Annotated in this window: 10 protein-coding genes; 3 read left to right on the top strand and 7 right to left on the bottom strand. The window is 63.4% G+C overall.

The window, feature by feature from the left end; genetic code table 11:
* The 3 genes from NUW23_11115 to NUW23_11105 form a co-directional block, all read left to right on the top strand.
* Positions 1-717: pyruvate kinase (locus NUW23_11115; protein MCR4426713.1), on the top strand; the 717-nt coding region annotated here is incomplete at its 5' end.
* Positions 718-918: 201 nt separating this feature from the next.
* Positions 919-1,626, top strand: coding sequence for a hypothetical protein (locus NUW23_11110; GenBank protein ID MCR4426712.1), 708 nt, complete (start codon positions 919-921; stop codon positions 1,624-1,626).
* A gap of 37 nt (positions 1,627-1,663) precedes the next feature.
* On the top strand, positions 1,664-2,539 hold the full coding sequence (locus NUW23_11105; protein ID MCR4426711.1) for a 4Fe-4S binding protein: 876 nt from the start codon (positions 1,664-1,666) through the stop codon (positions 2,537-2,539).
* Here NUW23_11105 and NUW23_11100 read toward each other — a convergent pair.
* From NUW23_11100 to NUW23_11070, 7 genes are all read right to left on the bottom strand, one after another.
* Positions 2,440-3,309, bottom strand: a complete 870-nt coding sequence (locus NUW23_11100) for an ARMT1-like domain-containing protein (protein ID MCR4426710.1) — start codon at positions 3,307-3,309, stop codon at positions 2,440-2,442. The genes NUW23_11105 and NUW23_11100 overlap by 100 nt on opposite strands.
* A complete protein-coding gene (locus NUW23_11095) occupies positions 3,306-3,677 on the bottom strand; it encodes a DUF1667 domain-containing protein (protein MCR4426709.1) in 372 nt (123 codons plus the stop codon). The genes NUW23_11100 and NUW23_11095 overlap by 4 nt, the downstream gene beginning before the upstream one ends.
* A 5-nt stretch (positions 3,678-3,682) precedes the next feature.
* On the bottom strand, positions 3,683-5,023 hold the full coding sequence (locus NUW23_11090) for an NAD(P)/FAD-dependent oxidoreductase (GenBank protein MCR4426708.1): 1,341 nt from the start codon (positions 5,021-5,023) through the stop codon (positions 3,683-3,685).
* Between the two features lies 1 nt (position 5,024).
* A complete protein-coding gene (locus tag NUW23_11085) occupies positions 5,025-6,545 on the bottom strand; it encodes an NAD(P)/FAD-dependent oxidoreductase (protein MCR4426707.1) in 1,521 nt (506 codons plus the stop codon).
* A 57-nt stretch (positions 6,546-6,602) separates the two neighbouring features.
* A complete protein-coding gene (gene glpK, locus NUW23_11080) occupies positions 6,603-8,099 on the bottom strand; it encodes a glycerol kinase GlpK (protein MCR4426706.1) in 1,497 nt (498 codons plus the stop codon).
* 298 nt (positions 8,100-8,397) lie between these two features.
* Complete coding sequence (locus NUW23_11075) at positions 8,398-9,003, bottom strand: glycerol-3-phosphate responsive antiterminator (protein ID MCR4426705.1); 606 nt, start codon at positions 9,001-9,003, stop codon at positions 8,398-8,400.
* Positions 9,004-9,086: 83 nt separating this feature from the next.
* On the bottom strand, positions 9,087-10,229 hold the full coding sequence (locus NUW23_11070) for a hypothetical protein (GenBank protein MCR4426704.1): 1,143 nt from the start codon (positions 10,227-10,229) through the stop codon (positions 9,087-9,089).
* Between the last annotated feature and the right edge of the window lie 150 nt (positions 10,230-10,379).

The raw sequence follows: 10,379 nt of genomic DNA, 5'->3' as shown, positions 1-10,379 counted from the left end.
TGCGACGGGCTGATGGTGGCCAGGGGAGACCTTGGAGTGGAATTGCCCGCTGAAGACGTGCCGATAATCCAGAAGGAGATGATCTCCAAGTGCCGTAGGCTCGGCAAACCGGCAATCACTGCCACTCAGATGCTGGACTCGATGATGAGAAACCCCCGCCCCACCAGGGCGGAAGTGAGTGATGTGGCGAATGCCATATTCGACGGCACAGATGCCGTGATGCTGAGCGGAGAGACTGCGAGTGGGAAGTACCCTGTGCAAGCAGTACGCATCATGGCGAGTATCGCGGAGCGCACTGAGGCTGCACTCTGCTACAATCAACCTGTCCCGCACGAGGAAGGCCCTCTCAACACAGCCGTGACGGACGCGATAGGCCACGCAACAGTTCAAGTGGCGGCGGAATTGGGCGCCGCTGCCATCATCACGTCCACCCAGTCCGGCTGGACCGCGAGGATGGTGGCGAAGTACAGGCCCCACGCCCCGATAGTGGGGGTGACCACCGACCCCGCCACCGCCCGTCGCCTCAGTCTGCTTTGGGGAGTCTACCCTCTGTTGGGCGACCCCATATCAACCACGGATGAGATGATAGACATGGCCGTGGAGAGGGCGCGCAAGGCCGGCTTCGTCCATGACGGAGACTTGATCGTGCTGACAGCCGGCGTGCCCCTCGGAGTGCCGGGCACGACGAACCTACTGAAAGTGCACCACGTTAAATAGCTGAGAACCACCGGGCCACAGGCGCCGGGGCCGTCTGAGGCCGTGTGTCCCGCCTCAGCACTCCCATCAGGTCCCCCAGTCCCGTCCGTTCGAACAAACTCCCCTTTTGCAGCATCACCTATCATAGGTGAGTCTGCGCCCTGCCCGAAGACCCGGCAGGACGCATCGACCATTCCAGTCGCGGAAGGAGAATGGTTTGTGGTGAGGCTCCACCATCTTGCAGTCCCGCTGATCGCAGTAATCGCTTTCTTCGGGGTGGTCGGCATGGGAGTGGTGACCGGAACCTGGAGCACGACAGGCAGGGCGCCGGTGCTGGCCTCGGATTCGCAGGCTCTTGGACCCGATGATCTCAAGGGCTGGATGAGCCTTACAGAGGTCGCCGGGTGGACGAGGTTGCCTCTGGAAGCGTTGATCAGGGAGTTGGGACTTCCCGAGGCTGTCGACACCGCGGTGCGCATGAGCAATCTGGAGAAAGACGTGCCAGGTTTCGAAGTCTCTGATGTCCGCGAGGCCGTGGGCAGGTTGCAGGCTCAGGGGGTCCGTGAGGGCTCGACGGCAGGAACCGCAGCCCCATCCGGGGCGGACTCTGTTGGCAGCACCACGGGTGGGCAAGGCAGCGGCGCGGGTCCTGGGGCGGAAAGTGCAGGCCAAGGCACGGCGCGCGGAGCCCAGGGCACCGGAGCAGGACCCGAGAGCGCCGCCTCTCCCTCGGACATCAAGGGAAGGATGACGCTCCACGAGCTGAGCCGGACATTCGGGATTCCGCTTGAGCTTCTCATCTCTGAGGCGGGACTCCCCGCGGATGTCAACCCCAGCTTAAGCCTGAGGCAGATCAACGAGGCCCACGGGGTCGAGACCAGCGATGTGCGGGCAGCCGTGGAGAGAATCCTGAAGTCCAAGTCCCGATAGGATTACATCTTCATAACGGAACGAGGTGGGCGACCTGGTGAACTGGAGACGAGACAGTCTAATCAGGCGGACTGTGCAGTTCGCGTTCTTCGCCTTCATAGTCTACCGCAGCGTGCTTCATTCAATCGGTTCGGCGAGTCGGGTGGCGTCTTTGGACTCTCTCTGCCCCATGGGCGGTGTGGCAACGTTCTGGAACCTCGTTACCATGGGTCGGTACGTGCCGAAAACCCACGCTTCCAACGTGGTGCTTCTCGCGGGGCTCGGGGTCTCGGTGCTGCTGGCTGGGGGTGCGTTCTGCGGCTGGATGTGCCCGATGGGAACGCTCTCCGACCTCCTGACATCTGTCCGCAAGCGTCTTCGGATAGGAGAGATTGGGATCCCGAATGGCGTCTCCCGGTACCTGGGGCTTCTCAGATTCGTGGTTTTGGGCGCGGTGCTCTTTGAAACTGCAAGGCTGGGGACGCTCGTCTTCGCGAACTTCGACCCGTATCGTGCCATCTTCGGACTGTACTGGATCTTCAGTCCGTCGTCGATCGGGGCGATCGTGTGGGGCACCACTGTCTTGGTCCTCGCAGGCATGTTCCTCGTTGACCGCTTCTGGTGCAGGTTTCTCTGCCCTCTGGGAGCCGTGATATCGCTTATCCAGCCTCTGGCCATCTTCAAGGTGCGGCGCGATCCTGAGCTCTGTATCAACTGCGGAGAGTGCTCGCGGGTCTGCCCGGTGAAGCTTCCCGTCGACAGGCGCGTCTCGCCCGGAGCAACCTGCGCCGCGTGTATGGACTGCGTATCTTCGTGCCCGGTCCCGGGGGCGCTTTACGTGGGAACCGCCGAAGGCCGCTTCCACAACACGGAGTCGAACACGCTGACGCCGAGTTCCGCCCCTACCGGCTCACACTTGGCGGTCAGAAGATGATAGGTCCTGGGGTGCCCGTCGGGCATGGTCTCGAAATTCGCGTGGCCTTTGGCCAGAACCATCCCGGCGTTTCGCAATAGGTCCCCGAACTCGGGCGAGGAGTGCTCGTAGGAGACCCCAAGGTAACTCGAACCGGTCGTGACCACTCGGCCGACCTTGTCCAGCCCCACCTCGAGCGCGTCGTCCATGGTCGCATCGTTCATTACGGGTCCTCCGCGGACCGCAAACACTGTGTGCGCACCGGTCGCCCGCGCGAGCTCCTCAGCCAGGAGCATGTCGAAGACTATCTCGCCTGCGTTGTCGCAGATGTAGAGCAGTTCGCGCATGGTCTTGAGGTCCGACACGAGTTGGTGGGAGTGGTCGATCGCGAGAGTCGTCGATCGTGCCCTCTGGAGGATCTCCTCGGGCGTGGGGGGATTCACGAGCGCCAGGTCCAGGAGGTTGCCGACGACCGCAAGGCGAACGGCGAGGGCAAGCCTGTCCTCTGATTCATCGAGCATACGGCGCATGTCCGGGAGCAACCGCATCGCCGCCCTGTTGTGGGCGGCTTTCTCCTCCCTATACAGGTCATCGTCTCCGAGCATCTCCGCGGCGATACGGTAACAGACATTGGATATCTCCGCCGGGGGCCGGTCCAGCGGAACCTTGGAGGACTCATCGCGCGCCCGCGCAATCACTCGCCGGCGTTGTTCATCGTCGCAAGGGACGTTGGCGCACAACCTCTTGAGCTGATCTATGCTGCATTCGTAACAACCAGGTAAGCTTTTCACGATAGGTCGTCTCTCGCCTCCATGTCCCGGCTCGCCACCACGTTCACCCCAGTTCCAGCTGCGTTGGCCAGTATGACCTGGTGGATCGCGACCGGGGCAGGGACTCTGACTGTGGCAAGTTGGCGCATTATCTCTCCGATCTTCTCCTTGGGCACCGGGGCCTCAGTGCGGACTGGGACGAGCGGGAGGAACCCTCCATCCACCCGGACAGTGGACGTGACGGTCCGCTTTGGGGCGCGCAGTTCGTCTATCCCGTACGCCAGCCCACGCTTACAAGTGTTCCCTTCGATTTCGAGGACCTCTTTTCCTTCCACAGTCGCCCGGAGTTTGCATCCTATGGGGCAGACTATGCACGTGAGTTCGCGCATCTCGCTCACCTGACCCCACCTCCACATGTGCGGGCCGTCTCGCCCGGCATGGGCTCTGCCGTGCCCGGCTCCTTGACGCGCTCATCTTTCTCAGGAGCCACCCGCAGGACCATCTCCTCGGCCGCCGAGTTCGCAGGCATTCGTCCGGGCGGCAGAGTCACGCTGACCATCTCCGCCGGCCTCACCACCCGCTCTCGCTGGCTGTGTACTACTGTCCCCCCTACAACTGCCTCAATCCGGACGTGTTCAGCAGGAGCCTTCACTCGCATGAACAAGGTGACCTTTCTCTCCGCCAGGTTGGCCAGGTGGAGTATGTGCGGGACCACGTACCGGATCCCCTCCCCTGCTGTGGTGCGGATCGTGGGCCCGACGGGTTGGCCTCCGGTGACCAGCCTCGCAGCACCCTCTCCCGCAAGCCAGCTTTCGCGGGTCACATTATCTACAAGATCGTGGATGTGGACCACGTTGCCGCAGGCGAAAACGCCTGGGATCGAGGTCTCCATCTCGTCAGTTACCACGGGGCCTCCGGTCACAGGGTCGATGTTCCCGCCAGCGCCCCGGGTTAGCTCGTTCTCGGGTATGAGCCCAATCGACAGCAGCAGTGTGTCGCAGGGGATATCCCGCTCGGTGCCCGGAATCGGCCGGAAGCTCTCATCCACTCTCGCCGCCGTCACAGCCTCGACGCGTTCCTCACCGTGGACATCCACCACTGTGTGGCCAAGGTAGAGCGGTATGTTCTGATCGTTCAGGCACTGAACCACGTTCCTCGTCAGGCCGCTCGCGAACGGCAGGATTTCGAGCACAGCCTCCACCTTCGCTCCTTCCCAGGTCAGCCTGCGCGCCATGATCAGGCCAACGTCACCCGACCCCAGGATCACGAACCGCTTCCCGGGCATGAACCCCTCCATGTTCACAAACCTCTGGGCCGCTCCGGCGGTGAACACCCCCGCGGGCCGGGTACCTGGTATCGTGACCGCCCCGCGGTTTCTCTCTCTGCTCCCCATGGCGAGTACCACCGCTTTCGGCCTGATCTCCATCATCCCGTCGACCCGGTTCATGGCCCATATGCGCCGGTCCCGGCCGAGCTCCAACACCATAGTATTGAGCATGATTTCCACGCCGGCGTCGCGGGCAGCACGGATGAAGTGGTCCGCATATTCCGGCCCGGTCAGCTCCCGGGCGAACAAGTGTAGGCCGAAGCCGTTGTGTATGCATTGCTGAAGGATGCCTCCAAGCTCACGGTCGCGGTCCATCAGTATGACCCGGCCTGCCCCGGCTTCTTTGGCCCTGGCCGCAGCTGCAAGTCCCGCAGGGCCAGCCCCGATCACCGCGACATCGCACTCGATCTCACGCACGGGACATCACCTCCTCTCGGGCCCGCTCCTCTGCGCCCACGCCGGTCTCCTGGCCGAGCAGAGGGTCTTTGGTCCGGCCGGCGAGGACGCGCGACATCCCGCCTTTCTTGGTGACCTCGTCCATTCCCATCCCGAGCTCACGTGCGATGAGTGCAACCACCCGGGGACCGCAGAACCCTCCCTGGCACCTGCCTGTGCCCGCCCGAGTCCTTCGTTTCACTCCATCCACCGTGGTACACGGGACTGGCCGGTGAAGCGCATCCACGATCTCGGCCTCGGTGACCGTTTCGCATCTGCAGACGATCTGGCCCCACCTGGGGTCCGAGGCTACGAGCCTCGCCTGTTCCTCCCGGGAGAGCTCGCTGAACCGGATCGGCCGGGCCCGGTATGGGTTGAAATCGGGTTTCGGTATGAGGTCAAGCCCCGCATCGGAGAGGGCGTCAAGTACCACCAGAGCGACGGCAGGAGCAGCGGTGAGGCCAGGGGATTGCATGCCTGCGGCGTTTATAAGGTTTGGAGCAGCAGGAGACGGCCCGATCACGAAGTCGTTGCCTGGCCTTGCGATCGCGCGCAGCCCGGCGAAAGTGGCGATAGAGTCCCTGATCGGCAGGGTCGGCACCAGCCTGGTCGCCCCGGCCAGCACTTCCTGGAGCCCGGATAAGGTGGTGCCCAAGTCGTGGCAATCCTCCACCTCCTGTGAGTTGGGGCCAGCCAGGAGGTTTCCGTCGACGGTCGGGGCGACGAGTATGCCTTTGGACACGGCTGTAGGGACCGGGAAGAGAGGCGTCCTGACGAAATCTCCGATGCGCCTGTCGTACACGTAGTACTCCCCTTTTCTCGGGGCGAGCGAGAAATCGTCCTGCCCGGCCATGCGCGCGACCGCGTCCGCGTCGACCCCCGCCGCGTTCACCACGAACCTCGTCCGGATTGTCGCGCCGGGCACGGAGACAGTCACGATCCTCCCGCCCGCCACCTGCATCCCCAGAACCGGCGAGTCCAGCAACAGCTCGACCCCGTTCTCAACCGCGTTCTCCGCACATGCTATGGCCAGTTCCCACGGGGAGGTTATGCCCGCGGTCGGAGCCCAAAGGGCCGCCACCGCATCCCGGCTCACGGCCGGTTCCCGCTCTCGGAGCCGATCGCCTGATATGATCTCAAGCCCAGGCACTCCATTCCGCTCGCCCCGGGCTTTCAGTTCAAGCAAGTGATCCACCTGCTCCGGGGCGAGGGCGACTACGAACGACCCGGTGTTCTTGAAGGACACGCCCAGTTCGGCGGCAAGGGCGGGGTAGAGCTCAGTCCCCCTCACGTTGAGCTTCGCCTTCCAGGTGCCGGGATCTGCATCGTACCCGGCATGTACAATGGCGGTATTTGCCTTAGTGGTCCCCGTGGCGACGTCCGCCTGCTTTTCCACCAGGATCACCCGCACATCGTATCTGGCGAGTTCCCGGGCGATGGCGCATCCGACCACGCCCGCCCCAACAACTACTACATCAGCATCGTATCCCCGCATCGTGCCCACCTCCGTGTCGTCCAAGCACACCGCCCAAATGCCAGGGTTCACTCCTGCCTACTGCTCCTGCTCCCAGTGGAGAGACCGTTCCACCGCGCGCTTCCACCCGGCGTAGAGCTGCTCGCGCCGCTCCACCGGCATGGACGGGGAGAACTCCCGCTCAACCTGCCACTTGGCGGCGATCTCTGTCCGGTTCGTCCAGAACCCCACTGCGAGCCCCGCGAGGTAAGCCGCACCCAGTGCGGTGGTCTCAGTCACTCTGGGCCGGTGGACCGGAACCCCCAGGATGTCGGCTTGGAACTGCATGAGAAAGTCGTTTCGCACCGCGCCGCCGTCCACCCTGAGTTGGGCAAGACTGATTCCTGAGTCGCGCGCCATGGCCTCGAGGACATCTCGAGTCTGGTAGCAGATAGACTCCAAAGTAGCCCGGATAATATGCTCCCGCTTTGTCCCTCTTGTGATGCCGACGATAGTCCCTCGTGCGTACTGGTCCCAGTATGGGGCCCCCAGTCCCACGAATGCGGGCACCAGGTACACGCCGCCGGTGTCCGGAACGCTCCTCGCACATTGCTCGGACTGGGCTGCCGAGCTGATCAGCCCGAGCTCGTCTCGGAGCCACTGGACCGCCGCGCCAGTGACGAAGATGCTTCCCTCCAGGGCATATTCGACTCTTCCATCGACGCCCCACGCTATGGTAGTCAAAAGCCTGTTCGCCGAAGGCACCGCTCGCTCTCCCGTGTTCATCAGCATGAAGCACCCGGTCCCGTAGGTGTTCTTCGCAGCCCCCGGGGAGTAGCACGCCTGTCCGAAGAGTGCGGCCTGCTGGTCACCGGCGTCCCCGGCAATGGGGATTTCCCGGCCGAAAAGCGCGCGCGCCGTCTTCCCATAGACCCAGCTCGAGGGCTTAACTTCGGGAAGCATGGTCCTCGGGATTCCCAGCTCCCGGAGGATATCATCGTCCCAGTCCAGTGTGTGTATGTTGAACAGCATGGTCCGGGAGGCGTTGGAGTAGTCAGTGGCGTGGACAGTCCCGCCGGAGAGGTTCCAGAGCAACCACGTGTCCACTGTCCCAAAGAGGACATCTCCACGCTCGGCCAGCGTGCGCAGCCCGGGGATGCTTTCGAGCATCCATTTCACCTTGGTGCCGGAAAAATACGCGTCGACCACGAGGCCCGTCCGGTCTCTGATGCTCTCGGCAAGCCCCCCCGCCTTCAACTGGTCGCATGTTGATGCGGTCCTCCGGCACTGCCACACGATGGCGTTTGCCACGGGCTTTCCCGTCTTGCGCTCCCAGACCAAGGTGGTTTCCCGCTGGTTTGTGATGCCCACTGCCTCGACACTCTCCGGGCCGACCCTCGCCCGATCGAGGACCTCCCTGGCCACGGCGATCTGAGAGTTCCAGATGTCCCCCGGGTCGTGCTCGACCCACCCGGGCCTCGGATAGATCTGCGGGAACTCCTGGCCAGCCATGGCCACATTCGTCCCGGCCCGATCGAACAGGATCGCCCGGGAACTCGTGGTACCCTGATCCAGCGCGAGGATGTATTTCTGCATCTTCCGCCACCTCCCAAAGTGCCGCCCCCGCCGCGAGGCCGGAAGGTGCAGGTCCACGATGCACCTTCACAGCAAGCAACGGCGCTGCGTGGGCAGGGAATAAGAAAAGCCCTGGCCCGGGCCTACGAGCTGCGCGCGGCCCGAGTCGGGACTCTCTCCAAATCTCTGTCCCCGGCTGTTCGGTTGTCTTGTGCCCACCTGACCCGGTTCCCTCTGCCCCTCTCGGCGGAGGTGGGCCCGGGTGCCGGGGCAGGCGGGCGGCTTCATCCCACAATCCGGGAAAAGACTGCCTTGCCTCCTACGATCTCCGCAAAAGAGTGGGACCCGGATCTCTCCCAACACCTACATGATACCACAAATCTGCGTTGCTTACAGAAACGCCTGCCGCCCCCGCCCGGAGGGCATTCTGGATTTCGTCGACCGTCTTGACGAGGCCTCCCGCCACGATCGGGACAGGCATTGCACGCGCAAGCTCACCGATGACTCGAGGGATGATACCCGGCAGGCATTCTACTGCATCGGGGCCCGTGCCCCGCACCGTGGCCACGGCGGTCTGGAAAGACTGGGAATCCAGCATGAACACGCGTTGCACCGTAAACAGACCCTCTCCGCGCGCCGCCCCGATCAAATTCGCCCTGGTGGTTATCACCCCGTCAGGTCTGATCACCCCGGCCACGAACTTGATAGCCGCCCTGTCCTTGCCGAGACCCTCCATGAGATCGAGGTGGACCAGGACCGCCTTGCCTGCCTTGCGAACTGCCGTCGTGATCTCTTCAGCGCCGTTGATGTCCCCCGTCAGAAGGAACACCACGCGGATAGGTGACTCGAGCGCGCGCCCGAGGGCACGCGTGTCCCTGACTGCGGCTATGATTGGGGACTCGCGGATCTGCTCCAGAATAGACAAGCCCATCACCTACATCGCGTGGTGATGGGCTATTCTCGCATGAACCGGGTTTCTCCTGCCGTACTCTCTTCGTCGCGCCGGGCCTACGCCGGCCCTACCCTCGCTGTGATCACAGCATCCATGGTGCTGAAGTCTTTCTGGCACGCCAGCCTGATTCTGCCCACGGCCGCTCTTGCAGCGTCAGGGCCCGTTCCCGTCAGGAGCACGGCGAAATGGCTCTCATCGAGCCTACATAAGACGTCGCTCGCTCTAAGCAAAGAGCCGGCTACCCTCTGGGCTCCGTCCCCCGCCTCGCGCAGGTGGTTCGCAAGCGCCCCCGGCAACGTGACTTCGAACACGACAACCGACGCTTCTCCCCCTCCCCTGGCAATCCTCCGGCGCTCGAGAGTCAGGAGCTTGAAGAAGGTGGCCCGATTACACAGGAGCGCCCCCCGCGGCTCGAGAGGGGGTTCAAGCGCGCGGCAGAGTGCGCCTGACTCCTCAGAGACTAGGTCCTCCAGGTACCGGAAGAGATCCTCGAGCCCCTGGGGAAGAACCGTGATCTGGCCCATCCTCTTCAGTACCCGTCTGGCCTGTACGTAATCCTGGCTGAACTGAAATTTCCTGGCCACCAGGCCCCCGGTCTCCAGAAGGATCTGTCGGTAGTGCTCGCGCCGGGCCTTGGCCCATGTGTCACCTGAATGATCCGGAAGAAAGTCCCCTCGGTAGAGAGATAACGCCCGCTCGAAAAGCCTCGCCGCAGTCTCAAGGTCTGTTCCGGCGAGGCCCCGTGCTTCCTCACATTCGGTCTCGAACTCTGCGGCGTCGAGCCAGATGGAGCCATCAGACAAGAGCGAGCAGTAATCATCCGACCAGGCGATGTAAGTAACTGGAGCCGACCCGCTCAGGTCCGGGCTCCTCAGTATGTCGTTGACTGCAGCGACCTCGCCGCGGGTGTGCCCCATGGGATCACAGAGGGCGGCGCCATCCGTCGCTCCTGAAGTGACGAGCCTCACAACATCAGAGGTGGGAACTTGCCTGCCCCAGTTGGCGAGGAGATACTTGAACGCAAGCCAACCGGCCCGCCCATAGTCGGTGGATATCGGCGCGGTCTCGCCGGCCCGGACTATGCGGAACTGTCCGAGGCAAAAGACCTGAAGAACGCCTGGCCGCGCGGACGGGCCTTCTCCGTTCGAAGGCCCCCCGGCGCTCCCCCTGCTCTCATCCGTCCTTTGCAGCAGGCCCATTTCCCTGATCCTCCACCTCCCCGGCCGTGTCTACGGACGGACAGTCTGGCACTATCATTATCGACGGAAAGGCGGAAGGAATTTATACACTTCAAAAACGGGCCTCTACTCGGAACGTGACTCCCCGGGCCTTGGGACCCAAGGCCCGGG

Source organism: Bacillota bacterium (assembly GCA_024655925.1).
Lineage (GTDB): Bacteria > Bacillota > DTU025 > DTU025 > JANLFS01 > JANLFS01.
This window is presented reverse-complemented; position numbering and strand designations above follow the sequence as displayed.